The sequence below is a fragment of the Bradyrhizobium sp. NBAIM08 genome, assembly GCF_020193935.1.
GTDB lineage: Bacteria > Pseudomonadota > Alphaproteobacteria > Rhizobiales > Xanthobacteraceae > Bradyrhizobium > Bradyrhizobium yuanmingense.
Genome location: NZ_JADYVR010000071.1, coordinates 1 through 618, shown reverse-complemented (window position 1 = coordinate 618; position 618 = coordinate 1). Strand labels below are relative to the sequence as shown.

Here is a 618-nt window from a genome sequence, read left to right as displayed (position 1 = left end):
GACCAACCACCTCGACCTCGACGCCCTCGTCTGGCTCGAGGCCTGGCTGCAGCGCTACGCCGGGACGATGGTCGTCATCAGCCACGACCGCGAGTTCCTCGACGCGGTCACCAAGGTCACGGTCCATCTCGACGAGACCAAGCTCGTCCGCTACACCGGCAACTACACGGCCTTCGAGGAGATGCGCGCGATCCGCATGGAGCAGGCGCAGCAGAGCTTCGAGAAGCAGAAGGAGCGCATGGCGCACCTGCAGAAATTCATCGACCGCTTCAAGGCCAAGGCCAGCAAGGCCAAGCAGGCGCAGAGCCGCGTGAAGGCGCTGGAGCGCATGGAAAAGGTGGCGCCGCTGCTCGCGGAAGCCGACTTCACCTTCGAGTTCAAGGAACCCGGCAACATCCCGAACCCGATGCTGTCGATCACCGGCGCGAGCTTCGGCTACCAGGTCGAAGACGCCGCGCCCAAGACCATCCTGACGGGCGTCAGCCGCTCGGTGCAGGGCGGCCAGCGCATCGGCATCCTGGGCGCCAACGGCCAGGGCAAGTCGACGTTGGTGAAGACCATCGCCCGCGAGATGGGCGCCGTCGCCGGCACGATCACCGAGGGCAAGGGCCTGAACAT

General features: G+C 66.0%; 1 protein-coding gene. It reads left to right on the top strand.

Translation table 11 applies throughout. The features are described from left to right. On the top strand, positions 1 to 618 hold a 618-nt coding region (locus I6F37_RS38430; protein WP_225154133.1), incomplete at both ends, for an ATP-binding cassette domain-containing protein.